We start from the raw sequence: 25,294 nt of genomic DNA, 5'->3' as shown, positions 1-25,294 counted from the left end.
TAGGCGCGATTCCGGCCGCAAATCGCGTGCGGGAAGCTGTAATAATGTGCGCCGGGGAATCTCGCGCGGCTGGCTGCCGCCCGTTCCTGCGGGAGGGGACGACTGAAACTTATCGTTTTCGATTGCGACGGAACGCTGGTCGACAGCCAGCACATGATCTGCGCCGCCATGAAAGAGGCCTATGGCGCGCATGATCTGCCCTGTCCGCCGCGCGAGCGCATTCTGTCCATTGTAGGCCTTTCGCTCACGGAGGCCTTTGCGCGTCTGGGCAACGGCAAGACCCGGGTGCCGCTCGGGATGCTGGTGGAGAGCTACAAGGCGGCATTTCACGGATTGCGGCAGTCGCCGGATCATCTTGAGCCGCTGTTCCCCGGCGCGCGCGCTGCGCTTGATGCGCTTTCGGCGCGCGCGGACATCCTGCTCGGCATTGCCACCGGCAAGTCGCAGCGCGGGGTGCGCGCGGTGCTTGGCCATCACGATCTGCTCGCGCGCTTCCACACCATCAAGACCGCCGATGATGCGCCCTCAAAGCCGCATCCCGGTATGGTGCAGGCGGCGATGAGGGATGCCGGCGTCGGACCGGCCGACACGATTGTCATCGGCGATACCAGCTATGACATCGCAATGGCGCGTGCGGCCGGCGCGCGGGCGATCGGCGTATCCTGGGGCTATCACCCGGCCGGCGATCTGCACGCGGAAGGCGCCGATCTGGTGATCGACGATTATGCCGCGCTCATTCCTGCGCTGGAGACGGTTTGGGGCGCGCCGACGCTGCGAGAGCGTCATGGCGCTTAACGAAACCGCGCCCGAAAGCCCGGATTTGGCCGCGCCGACGCGAAGCATCTTGCCGGCCGGCGGCTGGACCGCGGTCGCGCACGAAATCGGCGCCGGACTGACCGTCGCCTGTGTCGCGCTGCCGATCTGCATTTCCTCCGGCGTGCTGGCCTATTCGCCGCTCGGTCCGGAATATGCCGCGCAGGGTGCCTTGGCCGGGCTCACCTGCGCGGTGTTCGGCGGCATCGTCGCCGCCATTCTGCGCACTTCGTCCTTCGTGACCAATATTCCGACCAATCCCATCGGCTTTTTGCATGCGAGTTTCGGCGCCGCCCTGATGGGCGCCTGGAAAGGTGATCCGGCTCTGGTGCTCGCCGCTTATCCCGTTTTCGTGCTCCTGGTCGCGTTCTGGCAAATTCTGTTCGGCATTTCCGGATTGTCGCGCGTCATCAAGTTCACGCCCTATCCGGTGCTGGGCGGTTTCGTCACCGGCCTCGGCCTCTTGATCGGGCTCAAGCAACTGCCGGTGCTGTTCGGCGTTGCGTCGCTTTCCGATCTGCTCGGTTTGGCAAAAGGCCTGTCGCTGCCGCATCCGCTCACCACCTCGTTTGGTCTTCTGAGCGTGCTTGCGGTGATGGTGGTCGGGCGGATCTTCCCGAAATTTCCGGCTTTGCTGTCGGGATTGCTGATCGGCTTCATTGGCTATCATCTGTTGCGGCTGGTCATTCCCGGACTCGATCTCGGCCCGACCATCGGCGCCGTCTCGATCGGTTCCTTCGGCGCCATGCCGAAGCTCGACCTTGCGATCTTTGCCGCGCTCTGGAACGACGCGGAAGCCTTGCGCATCATCGTTCTGTCGTCGCTGATCCTCGCCTTGCTCGGCACACTCGATCTGTTCCTCGATCTGCGCGCCGCGCAGAACCTGTCCGACATTCCCATCGGCCCCCGCCGCGAGCTGATCGGGCTCGGCGCCGGCAATATCGTGGCATCCATCGTCGGCGCAGTGGTTGTCGCGATTTCCTATTCGGTGACCGTCGCCAACCATCGCGCCGGGGGCCGCAGCCGCATCTCCACCATCTCAGCGGCGGTGATGCTGGCCGGCGCCGTTTTCCTGGCACCGTCGGTGCTCTTCGCCATTCCGATGATCGTGCTGGCCTCGCTGCTGATCATCGTGTCGATCCGCTCCTTCGACGCGATGACGCTGCGCATCGCGCGCGATGCGTTTGTTGCAGATGACCCTGCGAGCCGGAATCGTGCGCGCCGCAACCTTGCGATCATCATCGCCGTCGCCGCCGCCACCGTGTTCGGTCAGCCGCTCATCGGTGCCGGTGTGGGTCTGCTGCTCGCCTGCTTCATCTTCATTGCTGACATGAGCCGCCCGATTGTGCGTCGCCGGACGAGCGGCGCTCAGGTGCATTCCAAGCGCGTGCGTTCCCGCCATGACCTTGATGTGCTGAAGACGGCGGGGCCCTTGGTTTCGGTGCTGGAACTGCAGGGTGTGCTGTTCTTCGGCAATTCCGACGATCTGGTGACCGAATTGCGCGCCATTGCTAACCGCGCCGTGATCATCATTCTCGATTTCAAGCGCGTATCGGACATCGATGTCTCCGGCGCCACTGCCCTGCAACAGGCCGCTAAGCGCTGCCTCGAGCGCAACCGTCAGCTCATCGTCTGCAGCGTGCGGCCCGGCTATGCCAACATCGTCAGCGACGCGATCGCCGACAATGACAACGCCTTCATCCTCGACGATGTCGATGCCGCGATGGAATGGGCCGAGGAAGCCATTCTGCGCGCCGGCACCGGCGGCCATTCGGTGTTCCAGCAGGATCTGGCCCAGGCCGACCTGACGCTGGGCATGCCGCCGGCTGACATCGACATCCTGAAACGGCACCTGACCGCGATCAGCTATCCGGCCGGGACGGCGCTCTGCCATGCCGGTGATCCGTCCGACCGGCTCTGGATATTGACGCGCGGCACGGTGAGCATTCGCGTGTCCGGGCCAACCGGAGACCGGCGTCTGGCGAGTCTTGCGCCCGGCTGCTCGGTGGGCGAGATGGGATTGCTGGAACATCAGCCGCGTTCCGCCGATGTGGTGGCGGACGACGATGTCGAGGCCTTTATGCTGACCGGCCTGCAGTTCGAGGCTTTGCTGCGCGATCATCCGCGCGTCGGGCAGGCGATCCTGACCAATATCGCGCGCCAGCTCGCACAGCGCCTGCGCGTGACATCGGAAGACTTGCGGCTGGCCGATTCCTGACGGCGACGGCCCACCTAGAGCATCGTGCATTTAATCTGACGCATATCCTGCGGCCTTGAAGAAGTTCTAGCATTCGTTGGGCTCGAACAGGTTGCAGACGTCGCCGATGGCCTCGAAGAGAGCATCAAAGTTTCGGGCTGCCGTCCTGCGCAGATGCGCTTTGAGCTTTGCGAATGCCATCTCGATGGGGTTCAGGTCCGGTGAGTATTGCGGCAGGAACAGCAGCCAGGCGCCGCGAGCGCGAATGGCAGCCTCGGCCTGTGCACTCTTGTGGACGGACAAGTTATCGAGAATGACAATGTCGCCCGGCAGCAGGCAGGGTGCGAGCTGAGTTTCGACATAGGCATTGAAAGCGTCACGATCGATGGCGCCCTCGATCACGAAGGGCGCAGTCAGCCGGTCACTGCGCAGGCCGGCGATGAAGGTCTGGGTACCCCATCTGCCGAACGGAGCCTGCGCCTTGAGACGCGCGCCACGGCGGGCGCGGCCGCGCAAGCGGGTCATCCTGGTGGTGACTGCGGTCTCGTCGATGAACACCAGACGAGCGGGCTGGCGGCGCATCCACAGCTGGCGCCGGTCGATCCAAAGCCTGCGCCGTTCAGCGACGTCGGCGCGTGCGCATTCCGACGCCATCAGTTGTTTTTTTATATGAGAACCCGGCCCGGCACAGAAGCCGCGACAGCGAGGCCGCATGCGCTGAGACGCCGCGCTCGACTGAAAGAAGAGCGGCCAGTTCCGGCATGGTGATGTCCGGCTTCGCCTCCACCGCCGAAATCAGGAAATCAACATGATCGGCCAGCGGACCTTTGCCCAAGGGCCGCCCCTGCTTGCGCGCTGCCGGGCTGCCCTCGCGCACCGTCCGCGCCGCCCAGCGGATCGCCGAGCTCTCGCTTACCGCAAAACGCCGAGCTGCTGCACGCCGCGACAAACCTCCCGCCACCGCCAAAGTCACACGTCCGCGAATGTCCTGCGAATAGCTCCGACCCATGATCCACCTCCAACAACGGTGAATCACAGACAAGCTTCAAAGGGAATCCCTTCGATTCAAAGAATCAGCACGAGGCTCTAGCGTTGATGAATATAGGTGCCGGGCGCGGGGCAGAGCGGAACAAGACCGTGCTCGGGCGCGCCGATGCCGGGCGGAGCGACTTTTTCGGCATTGCTGCGCGCCGCCAGCCAGTCCGCGAAGGCCAGCCACCACGATCCATCGTGCCGCGCGGCGCGCGTAAGCCACGTATCGGGATCGACATAGCGGTCGTCCGTCTTGCGCGTCGCCATATGAAAATGCCGGTCGCGATGGCCAGGCTCGGAAATGATGCCGGCATTGTGCCCGCCCTTGGTGAGTACAAACGTCAGTTCGTTGTCGGTGAAGAGACTGACCTTATAAACGGATCGCCACGGGGCGATATGATCGGTCTCGGTGCCGACCACGAACATCGGTGCGCGGATGTCCTTTAGGGCGATCACGCGTCCCTCTACGGCGTAGCGGCCCGCGGTCAGCCGGTTCTCCAGAAACAGCGCCCGCAGATATTGCGAATGCATGCTATAGGGCATGCGTGTCTGATCGGCGTTCCAGGAGGTCAGATCGGTCGCTGCTTCGCGCTCGCCGAGCAGATATTCCCGCATCGCCTTCGACCAGATCAGATCGTTGGACCGCAACATCTTGAACGCGCCCGCCATCTGATGCGTATCGAGAACGCCCTGATCCCACATCATGTCCTCAAGAAAGGCGATCTGGCTCTCGTCGACAAACAGCATCAGATCTCCGGCTTCGCTGAAATCGGTTTGCGCAGCGAGGAGCGATATCGTGGCGAGCCGATCATCCCCCTCGCGCGCCATTGTTGCTGCCGCGATCGCGAGCAATGTACCGCCAATGCAATAGCCACAGGCGTGCACCTTTCGCCCCGGCAGAATGGTGTTGATGGCGTTGAGCCCCGCCATCATGCCCGACCTTCGATAGTCGTCGAACGTGATGTCGCGATCGGCCGCAGTCGGGTTGCGCCAGGAGATCATGAAGACTGTGAAGCCCCGCTCAACCAAAAAGCGGACCAGCGAATTCTCCGGCCGCAGATCAAGGACGTAATATTTCATGATCCAGGCGGGAATGATGAGAATGGGTTCGGCAATCACGGCGTCGCCGGCCGGCTTGTACTGGATGAGCTCCATCAGGTCATTGCGGAAGACGACTTCGCCCGGCGTGATTGCGACCTGCTTGCCGACTTCGAATCCGTTGGCCGGTTCCGGCTCCATCAGCAGAGCATGTGTCACATCTTCCGAAAGATACCCGGCGCCGCGGACCAGATTGGCACCCAATTCTTTGATCGTCCGTTGGGTCACCTCCGGATTGAGCCAGGGGATGTTCGAGGGCGATGCGATGTCGAGCGTCTGACTGATCATGAATCGGACGCGCGCGGCGTTCTTCGGCGTCATGCCGCGCACGGCGCGCGTAGCGTCGCACCACCAACGTTCCTGCGCTAGGAAGGCTTGCTGCCACAGCACATAAGGTAAAGCGTTCCAGGCGGCGTGCTGGAAACGGCGATCCTGTTCGCGGGGCGGGAATGGAAGCTCTTCAGGATGGCCAGCAAGAGCGCGCGATGCAAAGCGCAGATAGCGTCCTGCATTCTGAACGGCGGTCAGGCCCAGCTCCCATTGCCGGCCGGGCGAACTCATAAGATGAGATATCCAATCATGCCATGCGGTGAATTGCGCGTGTGGTGACGCGCCACGCGTGAGGCGCGCCGTCACGGCGCGGGTGGCCCGATCGAGCGTGTCTAACGACGACACATTCGTTTCGCATGGTGGTTGCGGTGTATGCCGTTCCGGCACGGGTGGCGAGGTCAGATTGCCCGGTCGTGCGGGATCTGATGTTGTCGCTGGCACGGTTATGTTCATGGTCTGCGCTCGCCTTCCATCCGGGGCAGCCGTATCGTTGGCGGGGCCGATCTCCCGTGTCGCTCAATTAAATAATATAGGGCCCAAAGACCGGGTTCAGCTTTGATCACCGTCAAAATGCATCCCTTCAGGAAAGGCAGGGGTTCCCGGCCATCGCGCAGGCCGTGCCCAAGGCCGCCCCGAAAGGGCCTGGACGCCTCAATCCGCTGCAAAATCCTGTAAACTTGTATCGAGGCGTCTGGGGTTCCAAAGGAGCCGAAAACCCCGCCTTCCCATGAGGCCAGGAAATTTGCGTTTGGCCGAAGGGGCATTCATTGTCGATTTGGCTTTGTTAATACCGAACGAAACAACAATAAAACGGACAATGCGCGACATTTTCGAGGACATCTACAAGCACAATCCGCTCGATCCGATGGAAGCCGCGCGCCAGGGTGCGCGGCCCGCATTGCGCAAGCGCTTCTATCAATCCGCCGGCGTGAAGGAGGAGGGCGGCGCCTTTCATGTGTTGCTTGACGGCAAGGCTGTGCGCACGCCGGCGCGCAAGCCGCTGGCCGCGCCGACACGTGCACTCGCCGAGGCGTTGGCGTCCGAGTGGGAGGCGCAGACCGATGTGATTGATCCCGCGCGCATGCCGCTTACGCGCCTCGCCAATTCCATCATCGACGGTGTGGCCGGACAGGAACCCGCGGTTGCTGGCGACATTCTCAAATATCTCGGCAGCGATCTGTTGTTCTATCGCGCCGACGGACCGGAAAGCCTGATTGAGCGGCAGACAGAAACCTGGGACCCGCTGATCGCCTGGGCGCGCGACGCGCTCGGTGCGCGCTTCATCTTGGCACAAGGCATTGTTCACGTGGCGCAGCCGGACGAAGCGATCGCCGCCGCGCGGAAGGCAATGCCCGCCGACGCATGGCGCCTCGGGGCCATGCATTCCATCACCACGCTGACCGGCTCGGCGCTGCTGGCGCTCGCGCTTGCGGCCAACGCGGCGACGCCGAACGCAATCTGGAATGCGGCGCATGTCGATGAGGACCACAACATGCAGACCTGGGGCCACGACGAGCAGGCGATGGCGCGGCGCGAATTCCGACAGAAGGAATTCGAGGCGGCGGCGAAAATCCTTGCGCTTGTCACCTAGCGGTTTGGATCGAATTACTGCCCCGTCGGCGCGGCGCGGCGTCCGGTCTCATGCAGGAACCATACGCGCTTCTCGGCCTCGTCGATGAAATTCTCCAAGAGGCTCGCGGTCGCGACGTCGTTGTGCTCGTCGCAGACATCATGCACTGCGCGCATCGACGCGATGAAGCGCTGATTGTCCTCGCGCAATTCGGCCAGCATGCCGTTGGGCTCTACATTGGCGGAATCGTTGTCCGACAGGCGCTGGTGTTTGGCGATGTCGCCGATCGAGCGGAGGGTCGCTCCGCCGATCTTGCGGAGACGCTCCGCGATCACGTCGGTCATGGCAAAAATCTGCTCGCCCTGTTCGTCGAACAGCAGGTGATGGTCGCGGAAATTCGGCCCGCTCACATGCCGGTGGAAGTTCTTCGTCTTCATGTAGAGCGCGAAGGTGTGCCAAATCCGCTCCAACGAGCGGCATGATCGCCCTGTGCAGGCGAATTGGCGGTATTCCGGGAGCCTTTGCCGGGCCGGTTAAGACCGGCTTCACGCTTGCGACCTAGCTTCGGGGGCGTCGATTCAGGGACCCCCGATGACCGTCATCCGGCCCGTACCAGTCTCGCCGGCCGCGCTACAGACCCAGTCCGGTCAGGCTGGCCAGAGCGCTCCCGCCCCCCAGGGGGCCGCCGCTTCTGCGCCGCAGGCAACAGCGACGTTGCAGGCCGTTCTGTCCGAACAGAAGGCCATGCTGTTCGCTGTCCTGCAGCAGGCTCTGGGCGAAGCGGCGCCGCGTCAGGGTGGATTGGCGCCGCTGATGGCGGATGCGGAAGCCATGCTGGCGCAGGACAAATCCTCTCTGCCGCTAAACGTGAAAACCGCCTTGCAGGATGTGCTGGCGACGCGGCTTGTCGGGCAGGGCAGCGTCGACGCAACCAAGCTGCAGAACGCCGTCAGGCAATCCGGCGCATTTCTGGAATCCAGTCTGGCCAATGGCCAGCCCGTGCAGGGCGACGTGAAGGCGGCGCTCCTTGGTCTGCGTCAGGCGTTGCAGACCTGGCTCGGGACACAGGGCGCGGAGGCCGCGATCAGGACCGTACCGAATGCAGCGCCGCCGGCCACGCCTCAGGCGCAAACGGTGCCGCAAGGCATGCAGCCGCGCACAACACCGGCATTACCTCAGCCGAATTCTTCCGCTGCGCCCGCTTTGAAGCAGGCTTTATCACCGACGCCTTCTACGCCGCTGCGCGATGCGGCCTTGCGTTTGCTGGCGGAAACCGACGCCATGCTGGAGCGCCCGATGGCGCAACCAGTGGCAACATCGAACACGCCGCTGAAGGCCAATCTCGAGGCGATGCTGGCACGCACCGACGCGCCGCTGCCGCAGGCGGTGCGCGACGCGATCCAGACCGTGCTCGGGCAGCGCCCGGCTGCCCCGGCCACCGGCGATGCATTGAAGCTGCAGAACGCCTTGCAGCAAACGGCGCTGCTATCCCGCGACGCCGCCATGCCGCCGTCCGCGGGCGATCTGAAATCCGCCTTGCTCGGTTTGCGCCAGGCGCTGCAGACCTGGCTGGCGCCGAAAGCCGAAACGTCATTGCCGGTGCCGGCGACAAGTGCGCCGGCGCCTGCGCATACACCCGCGCCGCCCTTGCGCAACGGGCCGACCGTGCCGCAGCCGCCGGCCTTGCCGGGACTCGCGGCGCTGCCGCTGCGTGAGGCCGGGCTGCGCCTGCTCGCCGAGACCGATGCCGCGCTCGCGCGTCACACCATGCTGCAGATCGCCTCGCTCCCGGACGATCCGGCGGCGCCGCGCAGCGTCGACAATGCGCAGCGTCTTGTGCTCGATATTCCGCTGGTCACGCCGCAAGGCACGGCGATCGTGCAACTGCGCATCGAGCGCGACGAGAAGCGAGCCGCGAAAGGCAAGAAGGCGTCGGTGTGGCAGGCGATGTTTTCGATCGACACCGAGCCGCTCGGGCCGGTGCATGCGCGCGTCGCCATGGTCGGCGACACCGCCAATGTCTCGCTGTTCGCCGAGCGCGGCGACAGCGCGGCGGCGCTCCGCGACAACATCCCGCTGCTGCAGGCGGGACTTGCCGAAGCCGCGGTCGAGCCGGGCGACATTCGCTGCGCCAGGGGTGCGCCGGCAACGCCCGCCGTGGCGTCCGGGCTGTTCGTGGATCGCGCCTCATGAGCGAACAGAAACTCGCCGTCGCGCTGAAATACGAAAAACCGGACGCCCCGCGCGTCACCGCCATCGGCCGCGGCGAACTCGCCCGGCGCATCATCGAGACGGCGCAGGAGCACGGCGTGCCGCTCTCCGACAACCCGGCCTTGGCGGAGGCGCTGTCGCAGCTCGAACTGGAGCAGGAAATTCCGGAAAGCCTCTATCGCGCGGTGGCGGAAGTGCTCACCTATATCCTGCGCGTGTCGGGCCGGCTGCGGTAGCGGAGCTCCGTCACCCTGAGGTGCCGTCGCGAAGCGACGGCCTCGAAGGGCGACGGCCCCGGCCGATCTCCTTCGAGGGCGCTTTGCGCCACCTCAGGATGACGGCGGAGGCAGGCGTGAACCTTCACCGGCCTTTGTGCTACTAACGCCCACAACATCGGGGCGAATCCATCATGAAAATCACACTCGACCTCTCCAGGCTCGTGGAAGAGGGCAAGCTTTCGCCGGCCGAGGCCGACCGCCTCAAGTTGCTGGCCAAACACGACACCGGCTCGCTCGGCATCAACATCCTCATCGGATTCGGCGTGGTCGCGGTCGCAGCCGGCGTCGGCGCGCTGGTGCCGAGCGCGATCACCGCCATCGTGATCGGCGCGGCGCTCTTTGCCGCGGGCCTCGCGCTGATCCTGCAACGCGTTGAGGCCTGGGATCTGCTGGCGCAGATCTGCCTTGTCATCGGCGCGCTGACATTGGCGGGAGGGGTGCTCTATCTGGATGACGGCTCTTTGCGCGCGGCCATTGCCGTCACGCTCGGCCTCGCGGTCTCCGCCGTCATCGCGCGCTCGAGCATGCTCGCGGCGCTTGCCGTCATTTCGCTCGCCGCCTGCTTCGGCGCCCGCACCGGCTACATGCACGCCATGTATTCGCTGTCCATCCAGGAGCCGAGCGTTACCATCGTTGTCTTCTCGGCGCTGGCGCTTGCGACCTATCTCATCTCGCAGCGGGTGCGGGCGGACTATGAACGCATCGCCCTGATCGCCGCGCGCACCTCGGTCTTTCTCGTCAATTTTGGATTCTGGATCGGCTCGCTCTGGGGAGATCGCTTGCGGCTGTTGCGCGCCATGGGGCCGGGCGAAAGCTCGCCCGCCACGGCCGCCAAGCTCAACGTCGTCATCCCGCCTTATGTCTTCAGCATCGGCTGGGCGCTGGCGCTGATCGCGGTCGGCGTCTGGGGCGCGCGCGAGAACCGGCGCTGGGTGGTGAACATCGCCGCCGTGTTCGGCGCCATCCATTTCTACACGCAGTGGTTCGAGAAGCTCGGCGCCAACCCGGCGTCCGTGCTGCTCGGCGGCCTGCTCATGCTCGCCATCGCGATCGGCCTGTGGATGTTCAACCGGCGCGTCAAGGCCTGACCGCAAATCCTTTGCGGCGCGGCGATGCCCCGCGCCGCAAACTCACGGCCTCACCAATAATAGCGTGGTCCCCAATAATAGGGCCGCCACGCCCGGTAATAGCGCGGCCGCGCGTAATAGACCGGCGCCGGCGCATAGGAATAGCCATACACGGTCGGCCCATAGACCGGATAATCGTAATAATAGGCGGGGGCGTAGCCATAGCCGCCATAATAGGCCGGCGCATATCGGTAGCCGCCGTAATATCCGTAGCCGCCATAGCGGTACGCACTGCCCGCCACGATGGCGCCGCCGATCGCGGCGGCCGCAATGCCGGCGCCGATCCAGCAGCCTCTGCAGCGCGCCTCTGCCGGACTGGGCGCCGTCACCGCCGCGGCCGCAATGCTGGCCGTGGCCGCGATCGTCAACAATGTCTTTCGCATGACCAATCTCCCTACGCCTCACCAACCCTCATCAGGGGACCCAAGCCGCACATGTGATCCTACCATCCGGCGGCGCCGACGCCCGGAACAAGCGCGTGATCGGGCGCGGTCCGCCACCAGCGCGCCGGGGGCCCGGAGCGGTTCGCGGCCCCCAAAAAGCCCAATCGCCGCAAGCCCCTAGGCATGCTATGGCTCTCCTCGCGGACCGAGGGGCAGGGGGCGGCAAGACTGCAATGAAAGACATTATCGAAAGGCTCGAACAGCGCCGGGACAACGCAAAGCTCGGCGGCGGCAAGTCCCGCATCGAGGCCCAGCACAAGCGCGGCAAGCTCACCGCGCGCGAGCGCATCGAGTTGCTGCTGGATAAGGGCTCGTTCGAGGAATTCGACATGTTCGTCGAGCACCGCTCGAACGAATTCGGCATGGAGAAGCAGAAAATCCCCGGCGACGGCGTGGTCACCGGCTGGGGCACGGTCAACGGCCGCACTGTCTTCCTGTTCTCCAAGGATTTCACGGTATTCGGCGGATCGCTCTCCGAAACGCATGCCCAGAAGATCGTCAAGGTGCAGGACATGGCGCTGAAGGCACGGGCGCCGATCATCGGGCTGTTTGATGCCGGCGGGGCGCGCATCCAGGAGGGCGTGGCAGCCCTCGGCGGCTATGGCGAGGTGTTCAAGCGCAACGTGATCGCCTCCGGCGTCATCCCGCAGATCAGCGTGATCATGGGGCCGTGCGCGGGCGGCGACGTGTATTCACCGGCGATGACCGATTTCATCTTCATGGTGAAGGATACGAGCTACATGTTCGTGACCGGCCCTGACGTGGTGAAGACCGTGACCAACGAGGTCGTCACCGCGGAGGAACTCGGCGGTGCCTCGGTGCACGCGACGAAGTCTTCGGTTGCCGACGGCGCGTTCGAGAACGATGTCGAATGCCTGCTGCAGATGCGGCGCCTGATCGATTTTCTGCCCGCCAACAACAAGGCCGGCGTTCCGCAATGGCCGAGCGAGGACGATCCCGACCGCATCGACGACTCGCTCGACACGCTCATTCCCGACAATCCCAACAAGCCCTACGACATGAAGGAACTGATCCTGAAGGTCGTGGACGAGGGCGACTTTTTCGAGATTTCTCCGAACTTCGCCAGGAACATCGTCACCGGCTTCGGCCGCGTCGCCGGGCGCAGCGTCGGCTTTGTTGCCAACCAGCCGATGGTGCTCGCGGGCGTGCTCGACAGCGACGCCTCGCGCAAGGCGGCGCGCTTCGTGCGCTTCTGCAACGCGTTTGAAATCCCGATCGTCACCTTCGTCGACGTGCCGGGCTTCCTGCCGGGCACGAGCCAGGAATATGGCGGCCTGATCAAGCACGGCGCCAAGCTTCTCTTCGCCTATTCGCAGGCCACCGTGCCATTGGTCACCGTCATCACGCGCAAGGCCTTCGGCGGCGCCTATGACGTGATGGCCTCAAAGCATGTCGGCGGCGATCTCAACTATGCCTGGCCGACCGCGCAGATCGCTGTTATGGGCGCGAAGGGGGCGGTGGAAATCATCTTCCGCGCCGACATGGGCGACCCGGACAAGATCGCCGCGCGCACCAAGGAATACGAGGAGCGGTTTCTCTCGCCCTTCGTCGCCGCCGAGCGCGGTTATATCGACGACGTGATCATGCCGCACTCAACGCGCAAGCGCCTCGCCCGCGCCCTCGCCATGCTGCGGGGCAAGAAGGTCGAGATGCCGGCGAGGAAGCACGATAACCTGCCGCTCTGACCGCCGACCAATTCACTGACATCAACACAAGGAAACTGCCGATGACCCAACACCGGATTCACGCGCTTTGCTGGATTGCGATTGTCGCGATGCTGCCCTCCGTAGCCGCCGCGCAGGCGGGGAAGGGTGACTGTCCGCCCTTCGGGCGGATGCCGAATTACGAAACGCAGGCGCAGCCGCAATTGCGCAATTACGATGCCGCCGAATTCCGTATCAGCAAGGGTGACGCCGAGGAGACGGTGATCGTCGCCGGCCGCGCCTGCCGCCAGCACTACACGATCAAGGACGGCGCCGAAATGGCGAGCGACGTCGAGATCCAGGAGAACTATCTCAGCCAGCTGAAGAAGCTTGGCGGCGAAAAACTGCTCGCCGACGACCGCTACCTGCATGCGCGCTTCGCGCAGGGCGGCAAGGAGACGTGGCTGGCGCTCTACAGCCAGGGGGATTCCATCGAGGTGACGGTCATCGAGAAGCAGCCGTTCAAGCCGACGCTGCTGCCGTCCTCGGGTCCCGACCATCGCCTGTTCGGCCACATGCCGAATTACGGCGGCAAGGCGGAGAAGCGGAACTTCGACAAGTTCACCTTCCGCGTGCGTGACGGCGAGGAGACGAAGGAGGTCGAGGCGCGCGGCGCGCGGCACAGCGTCGCCTACAGCATCAAGGACGGCGCGACCATGGCCAGCAACCTCGACATCCACACCAACTATCGGCATGTCGTGGAGACGCTCGGCGGCCAGGTGCTGTATGCCGACGAACAGTATACGAGCGCGCGGCTGGAGCATAACGGGCAGACCATCTGGCTCAACGTCTACAGCCAGGAAGACCATATCGAGCTCGATGTCATCGAGGAGAAGCTGTTCCAGGCGAGCATCAAGGCACCGGAAGCGAGCGCGATGAAATCCGCGCTCGACAAGGACGGGCGGATTTCGCTCTACGTCAATTTCGATTTCAACAAGGCGACGCTGAAGCCGGATGCCGCGCCGGTGGTGGCGCAGGTGGTGAAGCTGCTCAAGGACAATCCCGGCCTGAAGCTCGAGATCGGCGGGCACACCGACAATATCGGCGGCCGCGATTACAATCTGAAACTGTCGCAGCAGCGTGCCGCCGCCATTGTCGCCGCCCTCGTCGCGCAGGGCATCGCCGCCGACCGCTTGCGCGCCGCCGGCTATGGCCCCGACAAGCCGGTCGCCGACAACGACAAGGAAGAAGGGCGCGCGAAAAATCGCCGTGTGGAACTGGTGAAGGGATAACGGCGTCGCGACGTAGCCCGGATGGAGCGACAGCGAATTCCGGGTTTTCATCGCGTGCAGATAATCCTGCATTCCGCTACGCTGCGTGCAGGCTACAATGTCGAGGCTTGGTAGGATGGGTTGAGCGCAGCGAAACCCATCGTGGTCACCCAAAGGAGCGCAGCCGTGGGTTTCGCTGCGCTCAACCCACGCTACGATGTCGCAGCAGACAGGAGGAAAGCGACGTAGCCCGGATGGAGCCAACGGGTCCGCGCGAAGCGCGGCCCGATGACAGGCTCCGCGAAATCCGGGTTTTGTTCGAGCTGACGCAATTTCGCATTCCGCTTCGCTCCGTACGGGCTGCAATGTCGAGGATTCGTAGGATGGGTTGAGCGCAGCGAAACCCATCGTCACGTCCAAGGAGCGCGATCGTGGGTTTCGCTCCGCTCAACCTACGCTACGATGCCGCAACAGACAGGAGGAAAGCCTCGATGATGAAATTCACCCGCGCTGCTCTGATGACCGCCGCGCTCACCTTCACCACAATCGGAGTCACCGTCATGACAGAGGAAGCCGCCGCGCAGTCAAAGCCTGTCACCACGCCGTCGGGCCTGCAGATGACCGACACAACGGTCGGCAAGGGCGCGCAGCCGAAACAGGGCCAGACCGCCGTGGTGCATTACACCGGCTGGCTCTACACGAACGGGCAGAAGGGCAGGAAATTCGACTCCTCGGTCGATCGCGGCCAGCCCTTCGAGTTTCCGGTCGGCGCCGGGCGCGTGATCAAGGGCTGGGACGAGGGCGTCGCCACCATGAAGGTCGGCGGCAAGCGCACGCTCGTGATTCCGCCGCAGCTCGGCTATGGCGAGCGCGGCGCCGGCAGCGTCATCCCCCCGAACGCAACGCTGATCTTCGACGTCGAACTGCTCGGCGTGAAGTGAGCGGGCGGTTGCGCCGGTGACCACCTTCTTCGCCCTCCTGCATCATCTCGCCGCCTTCGCGCTGGTCGGCGCGCTGGCGGCGGAATTCGTGCTGGTGCATGCGGAGATCACGCAGGCCAATCTGCGCCGCCTGCTCGCGGCCGACGCCGTGCTGGGGCTCGCCGCCGGCACGGTGCTGATTGCCGGTCTCGTGCGCGTCTTTCTGCTGGAGAAGGGCGCGGATTATTACTTCTCCAGCCTCGCCTTCATCATCAAGTTCGGCGTGTTTCTCGGCGTCGGCGCGCTGTCGCTGATGCCGACGCTGAATTTCCTCTCCTGGCGCAAGGACCTCGCCGCCGGCCGTCTGCCGCAGATCGAACCGAAACGATTCGCCATGATCCAGGCGACGGTGCACGGCGAGCTCGCGGCGGTGGTGGTCATCCTGGTGTGCGCGGCGATCATGGCGCGCGGCGGCTGGGTCTGACCGGCGTTGTCGGGGTCGATCTTTCGGGAGGGGCGGCGCATGGCCTTCGCGATCAAGGCCGAGATACGCGATCCGCGGGCGAAGGCCTTCGCCTTCGCCGCGCAGAAGACCATGTATGGCGGCAAGCGGATCGCCGAAGGCGACACGATTTTCCTGTTCGCCAGCGAGAACGCGGGCGGGCAGGGCCTCGTCGCGCGCGGGGTCGTCACCGCCGCCGCGGCGGTGGCGAAGAAGCGCGGCCTCGCCCGGCAGACGCCGCGCGTGAGCATCGCGGTGAAGCGCACCGCGCTGGCGAAGCGCCCGCTCGGGCGAAGCGAGCTGAAGCCTTTCACCGACTGGGACGATGGCCGGCCGGAGACGGAGCTGAATTTCAAGTTCTATCGGCAGGCGACGGACAAGATCGTCGGCATTTCGGAGGAGACGGCGGCGTTCCTCGGCGGATTTTTTTAGGCGGGGGAACGGCGCCTTCGGCGCGCCCCGGAATGACGCCGAAAAATTCTCGGCGCGGGTTATTGACAAAATTCCTATAAGAATATATACCTTCTTGTGCTCATCCCAGCGAGGGGCGTTCTGCAGGACGCTGCAACAACGCGGGGTGGGTGCGGCGCCCTGCGGGCGGGTCGTAACGTGCGATCCGCACTCGGGTGGCCCCGGGGCTCCGCCCCTCCGACACTATGATCGGGGCGCAGCAGGCCTGCTTAAGTCGGACCGGCCACGTGTGCGCGGTCCGGGAAGCGCGGCCCGGGGTTGGTGGGGAACAGTCCCGCGCTGTCGGGCCCCATCAGAACGCCGCAGTGGAGCGCTGGAAGGCGGGGCATCCTGCGCAAGGATGCCGGCGCCGGGCGGCCGGAGGCGAAAGCTCAAGGCCGTCCAGCGTGGTTGGTGAAGCAGCGCCTTCCGGCGCTCCGCTCCCTCGCATGTCGGGCTCGCCCGAGATGCGAAACGCAAGGACCGTGTCGGGAGCCACGGTGCAAACCCCGGACGCCTCAGCGCCGCGGGATCGCGTCACGCTGTCTGACAATCGAATCCGCAACCGCAGCCTCGCAGGAACCTTCGCGCGCGCCGTCCGTTCGCTCTGTGAACCTCGCAACGGAGAACGACATGCCCACGCCGCAGGAACTCGAAGCGCAATTCTGGAAGGCGTTGTCATCCGACCGCACCATGATGCTCGGGCTCGACGGCGTGGACGACGGCCATGCGCGGCCGATGACGGCGATGGTGGAGGACGACAGAAGTCCGATCTGGTTCTTCACCGCGAAGGACACCGAGATCGTCGAACATCTCGGGCAGGGCGACCGCGCCATCGCGACCTTCGCATCCAAAGGCCACGATCTCTTCGCCACGCTGCATGGCAGCCTGCATCTCGACAACAATCGCGCGATGATCGAGAAGCTGTGGAATCCCTACGTCGCCGCCTGGTTCGAGGGCGGCAAGGACGATCCGAAGCTGGCGCTGCTGCGTTTTGACGCCGAGCGCGCGGAGATCTGGCAGGATGACTCGAGCCTGTTCTCCGGCCTGAAGATGCTGCTCGGCGCCGATCCCAAACGGGATTATCGCGACAAGGTCGCAGAGGTGCCGTTGCGCTGAGACGGCGCGCGACGAAACCCGCAGTCAGCCGCGGCTAGTGCGTCTTCGTCATCTCGTCCATGTGCTTGCGCGCGCGCTTTTCCAGCTCCGGCATCGGCACGTCCTCGGTGTGTGTCGCCATGTACCAGGCGATGCCGGCGGGATCTTTCACCGACGCGCCGCGGTCGCCGTAGAACATGTCGGTTGGCTCCATGGTCGATGCGCCGCCGGCTTTCAGCGCTTTCTGGTACACCGCATCGACATTCGGTACATAGACATGCAGCATGGAGGGCATCGGCGGATGCCGGTCGCCGGCATCCGACAGCATGATGCGGGAATCGCCGATCTTCATCTCCGCATGCATGATCCGTCCGTCGGGCATGGTCATCGGCTCATGCACCAGCTCGGCGCCGAACGCTTTCCGTGCAAAATCGATCGTTTTCGCTGCGCCCTGAACGATCAGATAAGGCGTGATGGTGTGATAGCCGTCGGGAATTGCTTTTGCGGGCATGGGCCGCTCCTCGCGTTGCCGTTGGATTGCGGACGCCTGATTGTCGCGCCGAAATCGGCCTTTCTGCGCCGATCAGGTGAAGATGTGGCGGCGCAGGGAACCGGGATGTTTTTGCACGCGGGCAGCCGCGCGCATCCTGGCGCAGCCTGCACGCGGTGACGGCGGACGCCTAAATCCCCCAATACATCCGCTGTGCATAGGGCGGCGAGCGGTCGCCCCAGTCGAAGTTGTCGCCGTCGAGTTCGCACAGGCCGGCGCGCAATTCGTCGAGCGACAGGTCGGCGTCAAAGGCGTGGCGGTCGGGGTTGTATTTCAGCGCCTTCCACAGCACCGGATAATGATGCGTGTCGGCGCCAAGAAAGCCGCTATGCCGGATCACCGCATAGGCGACGGAGCCCGTGGTCTTTTCCAGCATCAGCCGCTCGACGGTGCCGAGTTTCTCGCCTTCGCGGCCATACACCGCCGCCCCTTCCACGCGATCGCTGGGAACCAGGAGATGGGTCATGGTCTCCTCCTTGCTCTCCTTCGTGGTTGGATTTCACCTCATTTTACGCAATGCCGGACAGCTCCGGGGCGTTCCCGGTGCGGCCAGGGATCACGATGTCGCGATTGTGCAGTGCTCCGGGATGCTCGCCGTTGGGGCGGCGATGGCAGGGAGAAATACGTGATGCCTCATCAATACTCCTTCGTGCCTCTTGTCGAGTGTGCGACGGCGGCGCAGTGTTCCGTTCCTCAAGACAATGACAGCACTCGAAAACTGACGGGGTGGTAGAATGGGACAGATCGCGCATGGCTGCTGTCTTTTGGTTTCTCTGATTTTGGTGTCGCCATCATGGGCGCAGAGCCGCTGGCCGGCAGGCGACGAGATCGGCATGGCCAATAATCTTGGCACGCAGACCTGGCAGCGCTGCGCGCCGCATCTCGCCAGCCCGCACTCAAAATCCTACGAGCTCTCGCACATCCGCTCCAACACCATGCCGCAATCGCCGTTCGGTACGCCGCTGGTCGACAAATTCCGGCCGACCGTCGGCATTCCCGGCACGAAGCATGCCTTCAACGGCGAGGAAACAGTCAGCGGCGAGCCCGGCGCGCAGGGCACACAGATGGACGCGCTTGGTCATTTCGCGGTGCTGCCGCAGCCATGGGACGGCAAGGGCGATTTTCCGTCCGACAAGGCGATGTATTACGGCGGCTATACGCAGAAACAGGTGAAGCCCAAGCCGGATTCGTCGCTGCAGAAACTCGGCATTGAGAAAGCGCCGCCGATCATCACCACCGCCATTCTGCTCGATGCCAGGGCGCATGTCGGCAAGGGTCAGCCGATGACGGCCGGCAGCGTCGTCACCGCTGCGCATATCCAGGACATGCTGAAAGCGCAGAAGCTGAACGATCGCGGCCTGCTGCCCGGCGACGTGCTTTACATCTACACAGGGTGGGGCGAGGGCTGGAAGGATCCCGACACCGAAAAGACCTACTACACCAAGGGGCCGGGTCTCGCTTTTGACGCGGCAAAGTATCTGGAAGAGAAACAGATCGTGCTGGTCGGGCTCGACAATCCCTTCACCGATCCGGTGCCGGACGGCATGCTGGAAGGCAAGGCGAAGCCGGCGGAGGGCACGCCCGCCGGTCTGCCGTTTGCCATCCACCACCACAATCTTGTGCAGGCCGGGATCCACAACATCCAGAACGCCAATCTCGGTGCGCTGGCGCGCGACCGCGTGTGGCTGTCCTGTACGATCATCCTGCCGCTGCGCTCGCAGGGCGGCTCCGGCTCCCCGGTGCGGCCGGTGGCGATCGGCGTGCCGGGGCAATGAACGAGAGACCGTCAATGTCGAAAGCGATCAATTACGAAGATGCATCTCCTGCGGTGCGCGCGGTGTTCGATGACATCAAGGCGAGCCGCAACGTGCCCGACGTCAACAATTTCTGGAAATACCTGGCGCGCGATCCGGCCGTGCTGAAGCGGACCTGGGAAAGCGTGAAAGACGTGATGGCGCCAGGTGCGCTCGATCCGCTCACCAAGGAAATGATCTATCTTGCTGTCAGCGTCACCAATGGCTGCGCCTATTGCATTGCCAGCCATACCGCCGCCGCGCGCAAGGCGGGGATGACGGACGCGATGTTCGGTGAGGTGATGGCGGTTACCGGCATGGCCAACGAAACCAACCGGCTCGCGAATGGTTATCGCGTGCCGATTGATCCGCAATTTGAATGAGGGTGGGCCGGCTATTGCGTCGAACGCGTTGAATCGGACGGACCTGGCTTGGCTGGCTCCTGCGCGGGCTGGTCGGGCGCGGCCTTCTGACCTTGCTGTTGCTCCTGGGCCGGAGGCTGTTCTGCGGACGGCCCGGCGCCGGTGGTTTGCGCCGGAGGTGTTGCGGCCGTTTGCGAGTCCTTGGATGGCTGGCTGATGCCGTACAGAACGAGGGCTGCGATCACACATACGCCGATAGCAACCAGCCAGATTTGCGTGCGATTGGCGCGACCGGCGCTCAGCGCGAGTTCAGGATCGGGCTGCAGGCGAGCGTCGTTTTCTTCCGCCGCGCGCGGATAGTCATTGTCCGGATAACGGTCGTGAGGATGACGGTTGTCGGTCGGAGTCATGCGCACCTCCGTGATGACCTGTGACAACCCGCATTTCGACGATAGCGTTCCGGGCGCCCTCAAAATTCTTCAGGGCAGGAATCCACCATCTTCCAGAGCTCCGGCCCGTTCTTCACGCGTTTCATCTGCGGTTTCAGTCCACCCTGACGCGCGATCCAGTCCTTCACGCTTTGCGGATAATAGGACATCAGATCGGCGGTGCCCGACGCGCTCGCAACGCGCACGCCCATGGTCCAGCTCTTGTCGAGATAAGCTTCGTGAAAGCCGAGGCTGGCGCGCGGCGTGACGCAAATGCGGTTCAGCGGCACGATGCCGAGCACAAGCGTGCAGGCCGAATTGCAGATGCCGTCGATGATCACGCGCTCGCCGGCATCGCGGATCCTGGCGTAGCGGGCCTTGTATTCATCGACCCGGCCGCCATGGTCGCGCGTGATCCGCAGATCCGCCAAGGCGGGCTCAGCAGAAACGACGCACAAAATCAGGAGGCATGCGAGATGACGCATCGGAAATCGCGACAGAAAAGTGAGAACCGGCTCTTCGCAGGGCCCTGTGGTCAAAAGTGGGCAAAACGCGTTTGCATTTCGTTAACCTGGCGGAGCTGGCGAACAGCCTTGAAATGCTTGCCGAATTCGCTGCGTAGCTCCGGGATGCGCGCCACGGCGGCGGGTGGCCGCCTCGTGCGCGTCGGCGCATTGCCATTCATTGTCATGGTCGTTCCGGAAAAGCGCGCAACTATGTCGCGCGCATATCGGAGGAGGGCGGGCTTGTTCGTCGACGACTTGTAAGCCTTGGCGGCTTGTCTTTCCCTTAATGACGGCATGGCCCGGTCATGAATATCGAAGTCGATGATCTAGACAGCTTTCAGCGTTGGTGGCGCGCGTTGATCGCGCTGTGTCTTGCACATTGTCTTGCTGATAGGCGTGGCAGCCTGGTAACGACATGGTCTCGACCCACTGCTCGCGCTTGTGCTGGCCAGACGATATCCAGGCTTTGCGAGCCTGATCGATGTCAAAACGTCACCACGCTGCGGATCGATTTGCCTTCGTGCATGAGATCGAAGCCCTTGTTGATGTCATTGAGCGACATCACATGCGTGATCATGGGATCGATCTGGATTTTTCCTTCCATATACCAGTCGACGATCTTTGGCACGTCGGTGCGGCCTCTGGCGCCGCCAAAGGCCGAGCCTTTCCAGACGCGCCCGGTGACAAGCTGGAACGGCCGCGTTGAAATCTCCTGGCCGGCACCGGCGACGCCGATGATGATGCTTTCGCCCCAGCCGCGATGGCAACTTTCCAACGCCTGCCGCATGACCGTGACATTGCCGGTGCAATCGAAGGTGTAGTCGGCGCCGCCGATCTGGTCGGCGCCGCGCTTGGTCATGTCAACGAGATACGGCACGAGGTCCTTGCCGATCTCCTTCGGATTGACGAAATGCGTCATGCCGAAGCGTTCGCCCCAGGACTTCTTGTCATTATTGATGTCGACGCCGATGATCATGTCGGCGCCGACGAGGCGCAGCCCCTGGATGACGTTGAGACCGATGCCGCCGAGGCCGAACACGATGGCGGTGGCACCCGCCTGCACCTTGGCAGTGTTGATCACGGCGCCGATGCCGGTGGTGACACCGCAGCCAATATAGCAGACCTTCTCGAACGGCGCGTCCTCACGGATTTTCGCGACCGCGATCTCCGGCAGCACGGTGAAATTCGCGAACGTGGATGTGCCCATGTAGTGATGAAGAGGCTTGCCGCCGAGCGAGAAGCGTGAGGTGCCGTCGGGCATCAGGCCCTGGCCCTGCGTCGCGCGGATGGCGGTGCAGAGATTGGTCTTGCGCGACAGGCAAGAGGGGCATTGCCGGCATTCCGGCGTGTAGAGCGGAATGACGTGATCGCCTTTCTTCACCGAAGTCACACCGGGCCCAACATCGACCACGATGCCGGCGCCCTCGTGTCCAAGGATGGCGGGGAAGAGACCTTCCGGGTCGGCGCCGGACAGCGTGAATTCGTCGGTATGGCAGATGCCGGTGGCCTTGATATCGACCAGCACTTCGCCGGCCCTCGGGCCCTCTAGCTGAACCGTGGTCACTTCCAGCGGCTTTCCCGCCGCAACCGCCACCGCCGCACGCACATCCATGACCGGCCTCCGTTATTGAATTGCAGATGATCGGGTCAAATCCGGAAGAAAGCTGTCTCTGACAGAGTGAGCAATCACAATCAAGATGACGCCGCGCGGCGCCGATCGCGCCACTGTTTTTGGCCCATGTCTTTCCCACACGGCTAGCCCGCGCCGCGCAGGGCTTTCTCGGCATGGGTGAATCCGCTAATCACCGATGGTCATGTCGGGATCTGCCGATAATCTCATCATACGTTCGGCACCGCTCGCCTTCGTGTTCTTCTGGAGCACGGGGTTCGTCGCGGCTAAATTTGGCATGCCTTATGCCGAGCCGCTGACCTTTTTGTGGGTCCGCATGGCCAGTGTGGTCGCGATCCTCGCTGGGATCGCATTGATCTGGCGCCCGCGCTGGCCGAATAGGGCGGAAGCCGGTCACAGCATCGTGGTCGGTCTTCTGGTGCACGGCCTCTATCTTGGCGGCGTCTTCGTCGCGATTGCCCAGGGCGTGCCGGCGGGCATTTCGGCATTGCTGCCTGGCCTGCAGCCGGTGTTGATGGCGACCATTGCCAACCGCTGGCTGGGCGAGCGGGTGACGGCGTGGCAATGGGCCGGCCTCGCGCTCGGCATTCTTGGAGTCCTTCTGGTGCTGAACGATCGTGCCATCTTTGGCGCAGGGACGCCCCTTGGCTGGATCGCGAGCGTGGTCTCACTGCTCGGGATCACGATCGGCACGCTTTACCAGAAGCGGTTTGGCGGCAAGATCGACTGGCGCTCAGGCAATCTCATTCAATATGCCGCGGTGACGATCTTTTTCCTGACAGCCGCGCTGACCTTCGAGACCGGCGGAATTCGCTGGAGTACAGAATTCATCCTGGCCATGGCATGGCTGGTCATCGTGCTTTCGGTTTTCACGGTGGCATTAATGTATTGGCTGATCCGCCGCGCCGCCGCGGCGAATGTTGCAAGCCTGTTCTATCTGGTGCCGGCGACGACCGCGCTGATGGCGTGGCTGCTATTCGACGAGCGCCTCAATATGCTGGCGATCGTCGGGATGGCGTTTTGCGCGGGCGCCGTGCTCATTGTGAATTACAAGAAGGCTTGAGGCGCGTTATTTCGCCGGCTTGTTCGCTATCACGATCTGCGTCTGCGTCACCATGGCTGCGAGCTTGCCGTCGCCGCGGGTGATTCTGGTCTGCCAGACCATGGTCGTGCGTCCGCGATGCAAGGCCGTGCATTCCGCCTTGGCAATATCTCCCACGGAGATCGAGGCGAAGAAGTTGGTCTTGCTCTCGATCGTCGCGGTGGTCATGCCCTTCGGCAGATTGATGATGGTGGCGGCGCCGCCAAGATCGTCGGCAAAGGCCATCACCGCGCCGCCATGCAGATTGCCGTTACGGTTGCCGAGTTCCGGCCGCACTGGGAGCTCGGCTTCAATGCGGTCCGGCGAATAATGTGTGACCTTGATACCCAAAGTGGAGGCGAAAGGAGGTGGCTGATCAGCGCGCATGTGAAATCCTGTGAACGATGCGCGCACATTAGGCGGCTCGCGCCCGTTCGCAAGCAGGCAGTTCCTGCCTCGGCTGACCGCGAAGGGGCGACGGACAGTTAGCCCCGCAAAAAATTGCGCGAGTGCAGCCAGCTTTCCGCAAGGACGATGTCCTGCGCAGTCAAGCCATGCCCAGCCGGCAGCACTTCATAGGTTGCGTCGGCGCCCGCTTCGCCGAGCAGCGCGGCCAGCAGGCCGGGCTGGTCGCGCGGGATGAGCGTATCCTCGGCCCCGGACAGAATGAGGACGGACAAGCCGGTGAGATCGGGCAGGGGGCGCGGGTCGAAGGGGACCATCGGGCGAATCAGAATGGCCCCTGCAAGCAGGGACGGATCGTGCAGCAGCAGCGACCAGCCGATATTCGCGCCATTCGAGAATCCGACTGCGACAGGTTTGCCGAACTGATAGGCGGCGCGTGCCTGCCGCAGGAAATCGGCAAGAGCGGCGGTCTGTGCTCTGAAATCGGCGAGGTCCCAGTCGCCTTCGCCGAGGCGGCGGAAAAAACGCGGCATCGCCCCTTCCAGAACTTTGCCCCGCGGCGACAGCAACGCGGCGCCCGGCGCCAGCCGTTCGCCAAGCGGAATGAGATCATTCTCGTCGCCTCCGGTCCCGTGCAGCAGCAGCAACGGTGGATAGTCCGGAGCTTTTGCCGGCACGAAGCGATGAACGAATCCCGTATCGCTCATATGGTCCCCGCACGACAAAGGGCGCGGTGCACACCGCGCCCTTCAAGTCTAGCCGAAATAAAGTGGGATTGTTACTGCGGTTGCGGCACAATTCGGATGTAGGGCTTTGGTGCTTTCCAGCCCTGAGGCCAGATTTTCTTGGCGTCGTCATCATTCACCGAGCCGGAAATGATCACGTCTTCGCCATGCTTCCATTGCGCCGGCGTCGCAACCTTGTGCTTGGCAGTGAGTTGCAGGGAATCGATCACGCGCAGCACTTCGTCGAAGTTGCGCCCGGTGGTCATCGGATAGACCAGCACCAGCTTGATCTTCTTGTCGGGACCGATGACGAAGACATTGCGCACGGTCTGATTGTCGGCTGCCGTGCGCTTCGTGGGATCGCCTGAGATGGCCGCCGGCAGCATGCCGTAGAGCTTGGACACGTTGTAGTCGGTGTCCGCGATCATCGGGTAGTTGGGAGCGAAGCCTTGCGTTTCCTCGATGTCCTTCGACCAGTCTGCATGCCGGTCGACCGGGTCGACCGAGAGGCCGATAATTTTCACGCCGCGCTTGTCGAATTCCGGCTTGATGCGCGCCATGTAGCCGAGTTCGGTGGTGCAGACCGGTGTGAAATCTTTCGGGTGCGAGAAAAGGACGGCCCAGGAGTCACCGATCCAGTCATGGAATTTGATCCGGCCCTGGGTGGTCTCTGCCTCGAAATCGGGGGCGGTGTCGTTGATCTGGAGCGTCATGGAACAACCTCATTGAACAGCGGCGATCGAGCCTCTTTCGGGGAGCGCCGTCAAATATGAAACGATGGCCGGGTATGAACACCGGCGCGCCACAATA

27 protein-coding genes and 1 pseudogene are annotated in these 25,294 nt (G+C 63.6%); 15 read left to right on the top strand and 13 right to left on the bottom strand.

Annotated elements, in window-relative coordinates; translation table 11 throughout:
• Positions 1–69 precede the first annotated feature (69 nt).
• Complete coding sequence (locus RO009_18380) at positions 70–795, top strand: HAD-IA family hydrolase (protein MDT3687002.1); 726 nt, start codon at positions 70–72, stop codon at positions 793–795.
• Entirely contained in the window at positions 785–3,031 is a 2,247-nt protein-coding gene (locus RO009_18375; GenBank protein MDT3687001.1) for a SulP family inorganic anion transporter, read from the top strand. Before RO009_18380 ends, RO009_18375 begins: the two co-directional genes overlap by 11 nt.
• A 66-nt stretch (positions 3,032–3,097) precedes the next feature.
• Here RO009_18375 and RO009_18370 read toward each other — a convergent pair.
• Both RO009_18370 and RO009_18365 read right to left on the bottom strand, forming a co-directional pair.
• Positions 3,098–4,019, bottom strand: a protein-coding gene (locus RO009_18370) for an IS630 family transposase (protein ID MDT3687000.1) whose coding sequence is annotated in 2 segments (ribosomal slippage) — positions 3,098–3,667 and positions 3,669–4,019 — 921 coding nt in all. Because the reading frame shifts where the segments join, the coding sequence is not laid out codon by codon here.
• A 77-nt stretch (positions 4,020–4,096) separates the two neighbouring features.
• On the bottom strand, positions 4,097–5,923 hold the full coding sequence (locus tag RO009_18365) for an alpha/beta fold hydrolase (protein MDT3686999.1): 1,827 nt from the start codon (positions 5,921–5,923) through the stop codon (positions 4,097–4,099).
• Between the two features lie 364 nt (positions 5,924–6,287).
• Between RO009_18365 and RO009_18360 the strand changes: the two genes are divergently transcribed.
• A complete protein-coding gene (locus RO009_18360) occupies positions 6,288–7,061 on the top strand; it encodes an ATP12 family protein (protein MDT3686998.1) in 774 nt (257 codons plus the stop codon).
• Positions 7,062–7,075: 14 nt separating this feature from the next.
• Here RO009_18360 and RO009_18355 read toward each other — a convergent pair.
• Positions 7,076–7,492, bottom strand: a pseudogene (locus RO009_18355) (DNA starvation/stationary phase protection protein).
• A 139-nt stretch (positions 7,493–7,631) separates the two neighbouring features.
• Here RO009_18355 and RO009_18350 point away from each other — a divergent pair.
• From RO009_18350 to RO009_18340, 3 genes are all read left to right on the top strand, one after another.
• Positions 7,632–9,233, top strand: coding sequence for a flagellar hook-length control protein FliK (locus RO009_18350; GenBank protein ID MDT3686997.1), 1,602 nt, complete (start codon positions 7,632–7,634; stop codon positions 9,231–9,233).
• The gene (locus RO009_18345) at positions 9,230–9,487 is read left to right on the top strand and encodes an EscU/YscU/HrcU family type III secretion system export apparatus switch protein (GenBank protein ID MDT3686996.1); all 258 of its coding nucleotides are present in this window, start codon (positions 9,230–9,232) and stop codon (positions 9,485–9,487) included. Before RO009_18350 ends, RO009_18345 begins: the two co-directional genes overlap by 4 nt.
• A 173-nt stretch (positions 9,488–9,660) precedes the next feature.
• The gene (locus RO009_18340; protein MDT3686995.1) at positions 9,661–10,617 is read left to right on the top strand and encodes a hypothetical protein; all 957 of its coding nucleotides are present in this window, start codon (positions 9,661–9,663) and stop codon (positions 10,615–10,617) included.
• Between the two features lie 50 nt (positions 10,618–10,667).
• Here RO009_18340 and RO009_18335 read toward each other — a convergent pair whose 3' ends face one another.
• Positions 10,668–11,039 carry a hypothetical protein gene (locus RO009_18335; protein MDT3686994.1) on the bottom strand — a complete coding sequence of 124 codons (372 nt, stop codon included), beginning with the start codon at positions 11,037–11,039 and terminating at the stop codon, positions 10,668–10,670.
• Between the two features lie 233 nt (positions 11,040–11,272).
• On the opposite strand from RO009_18335, the gene RO009_18330 reads away from it, so the two are divergent.
• From RO009_18330 to RO009_18305, 6 genes are all read left to right on the top strand, one after another.
• Entirely contained in the window at positions 11,273–12,805 is a 1,533-nt protein-coding gene (locus tag RO009_18330; GenBank protein ID MDT3686993.1) for an acyl-CoA carboxylase subunit beta, read from the top strand.
• Positions 12,806–12,846: 41 nt separating this feature from the next.
• Positions 12,847–14,055 carry an OmpA family protein gene (locus RO009_18325; protein MDT3686992.1) on the top strand — a complete coding sequence of 403 codons (1,209 nt, stop codon included), beginning with the start codon at positions 12,847–12,849 and terminating at the stop codon, positions 14,053–14,055.
• Between the two features lie 470 nt (positions 14,056–14,525).
• The gene (locus tag RO009_18320; GenBank protein ID MDT3686991.1) at positions 14,526–14,975 is read left to right on the top strand and encodes an FKBP-type peptidyl-prolyl cis-trans isomerase; all 450 of its coding nucleotides are present in this window, start codon (positions 14,526–14,528) and stop codon (positions 14,973–14,975) included.
• Between the two features lie 16 nt (positions 14,976–14,991).
• Positions 14,992–15,438, top strand: a complete 447-nt coding sequence (locus tag RO009_18315; protein ID MDT3686990.1) for a DUF2214 family protein — start codon at positions 14,992–14,994, stop codon at positions 15,436–15,438.
• A gap of 39 nt (positions 15,439–15,477) precedes the next feature.
• Entirely contained in the window at positions 15,478–15,888 is a 411-nt protein-coding gene (locus RO009_18310; GenBank protein ID MDT3686989.1) for a hypothetical protein, read from the top strand.
• A gap of 651 nt (positions 15,889–16,539) precedes the next feature.
• Complete coding sequence (locus tag RO009_18305) at positions 16,540–17,025, top strand: pyridoxamine 5'-phosphate oxidase family protein (GenBank protein MDT3686988.1); 486 nt, start codon at positions 16,540–16,542, stop codon at positions 17,023–17,025.
• A gap of 34 nt (positions 17,026–17,059) precedes the next feature.
• On the opposite strand, the gene RO009_18300 is transcribed toward RO009_18305, so the two are convergent.
• Positions 17,060–17,515 (bottom strand): VOC family protein, encoded by a 456-nt coding sequence (locus tag RO009_18300; GenBank protein ID MDT3686987.1) that lies wholly within the window; start codon positions 17,513–17,515, stop codon positions 17,060–17,062.
• A gap of 169 nt (positions 17,516–17,684) precedes the next feature.
• Positions 17,685–18,020 carry a PRC-barrel domain-containing protein gene (locus RO009_18295; protein MDT3686986.1) on the bottom strand — a complete coding sequence of 112 codons (336 nt, stop codon included), beginning with the start codon at positions 18,018–18,020 and terminating at the stop codon, positions 17,685–17,687.
• Between the two features lie 367 nt (positions 18,021–18,387).
• Here RO009_18295 and RO009_18290 point away from each other — a divergent pair, with 367 nt between their 5' ends.
• A complete protein-coding gene (locus tag RO009_18290) occupies positions 18,388–19,329 on the top strand; it encodes a cyclase family protein (GenBank protein MDT3686985.1) in 942 nt (313 codons plus the stop codon).
• A 14-nt stretch (positions 19,330–19,343) separates the two neighbouring features.
• Complete coding sequence (locus RO009_18285) at positions 19,344–19,730, top strand: carboxymuconolactone decarboxylase family protein (protein MDT3686984.1); 387 nt, start codon at positions 19,344–19,346, stop codon at positions 19,728–19,730.
• Positions 19,731–19,741: 11 nt separating this feature from the next.
• Here the strand turns inward: RO009_18285 and RO009_18280 are convergent, their stop codons facing one another.
• The 4 genes from RO009_18280 to RO009_18265 form a co-directional block, all read right to left on the bottom strand.
• Positions 19,742–20,119: a hypothetical protein gene (locus RO009_18280; GenBank protein MDT3686983.1), complete on the bottom strand. Its 378-nt coding sequence runs from the start codon at positions 20,117–20,119 to the stop codon at positions 19,742–19,744.
• 59 nt (positions 20,120–20,178) lie between these two features.
• Positions 20,179–20,622, bottom strand: a complete 444-nt coding sequence (locus RO009_18275) for a hypothetical protein (GenBank protein ID MDT3686982.1) — start codon at positions 20,620–20,622, stop codon at positions 20,179–20,181.
• A gap of 50 nt (positions 20,623–20,672) precedes the next feature.
• Positions 20,673–20,828 (bottom strand): hypothetical protein, encoded by a 156-nt coding sequence (locus tag RO009_18270; GenBank protein ID MDT3686981.1) that lies wholly within the window; start codon positions 20,826–20,828, stop codon positions 20,673–20,675.
• Positions 20,829–21,127: 299 nt separating this feature from the next.
• The gene (locus RO009_18265) at positions 21,128–22,255 is read right to left on the bottom strand and encodes an S-(hydroxymethyl)glutathione dehydrogenase/class III alcohol dehydrogenase (GenBank protein MDT3686980.1); all 1,128 of its coding nucleotides are present in this window, start codon (positions 22,253–22,255) and stop codon (positions 21,128–21,130) included.
• Positions 22,256–22,457: 202 nt separating this feature from the next.
• Between RO009_18265 and RO009_18260 the strand changes: the two genes are divergently transcribed.
• Entirely contained in the window at positions 22,458–23,336 is an 879-nt protein-coding gene (locus RO009_18260) for a DMT family transporter (protein ID MDT3686979.1), read from the top strand.
• A 6-nt stretch (positions 23,337–23,342) separates the two neighbouring features.
• Here the strand turns inward: RO009_18260 and RO009_18255 are convergent, their stop codons facing one another.
• The 3 genes from RO009_18255 to RO009_18245 form a co-directional block, all read right to left on the bottom strand.
• On the bottom strand, positions 23,343–23,741 hold the full coding sequence (locus tag RO009_18255) for a PaaI family thioesterase (protein ID MDT3686978.1): 399 nt from the start codon (positions 23,739–23,741) through the stop codon (positions 23,343–23,345).
• A gap of 98 nt (positions 23,742–23,839) precedes the next feature.
• Entirely contained in the window at positions 23,840–24,466 is a 627-nt protein-coding gene (locus RO009_18250) for an alpha/beta hydrolase (GenBank protein ID MDT3686977.1), read from the bottom strand.
• A 71-nt stretch (positions 24,467–24,537) separates the two neighbouring features.
• Positions 24,538–25,197, bottom strand: coding sequence for a peroxiredoxin (locus tag RO009_18245; GenBank protein ID MDT3686976.1), 660 nt, complete (start codon positions 25,195–25,197; stop codon positions 24,538–24,540).
• Positions 25,198–25,294 lie beyond the last annotated feature (97 nt).

The organism is Pseudorhodoplanes sp. (assembly GCA_032027085.1).
GTDB lineage: Bacteria > Pseudomonadota > Alphaproteobacteria > Rhizobiales > Xanthobacteraceae > Pseudorhodoplanes.
Note: the sequence above shows the minus strand (reverse complement) of the source record. Positions and strands in the feature narration are given on the sequence as shown.